This window comes from Vibrio sp. 704 (assembly GCF_033339295.1).
Genome location: NZ_JAWOUH010000788.1, coordinates 1 through 571 on the forward strand (window position 1 = coordinate 1; position 571 = coordinate 571).

1 protein-coding gene is annotated in these 571 nt (G+C 50.1%); it reads left to right on the plus strand.

Going from position 1 to position 571, the window contains the following annotated elements; translation table 11 throughout:
- A partial coding sequence (locus R7R24_RS29120) for an IMP dehydrogenase (RefSeq protein WP_318120514.1) occupies window positions 1–475 on the plus strand: 475 nt, incomplete at its 5' end.
- Between the last annotated feature and the right edge of the window lie 96 nt (window positions 476–571).

Below are 571 nucleotides of genomic sequence, written 5' to 3' on the forward strand. Positions count from 1 at the left end.
AACGGGTGTGGGTTATCCTCAGCGTTCTGCAATCATTGAGTGTGGTGATGCGGCGCACGGCCTTGGTGGTATGATCATCGGTGACGGAGGTTGTTCATGCGCGGGTGACGTATCAAAAGCGTTTGGCGGCGGTGCAGACTTCGTGATGCTTGGCGGTATGTTAGCGGGTCACGAAGAGTCAGGCGGCGAGATCATCGAGAAAGATGGTGAAACTTTCATGAAGTTCTACGGCATGTCTTCTCAGTCGGCAATGGACAAGCACTCTGGTGGTGTGGCTAAGTACCGTGCCGCTGAAGGTAAAACCGTACTATTGCCATTCCGTGGCAGCGTTCACGGCACGATCTCAGATATCCTTGGTGGTGTGCGTTCAACCTGTACCTACGTAGGCGCAGCGAAGCTTAAAGAACTAACGAAGCGTACGACTTTCATCCGCGTACAAGAGCAAGAGAACAACGTATTCGGTAAAGAGAAGTAATTTAAAACTTCGAATAAATTGAAATAGTAAGAGCCGCAATAGCGGCTCTTTTTTATAGCGCATTGGTCAGTACTGGCTGCGTTTCAACGGCAATCG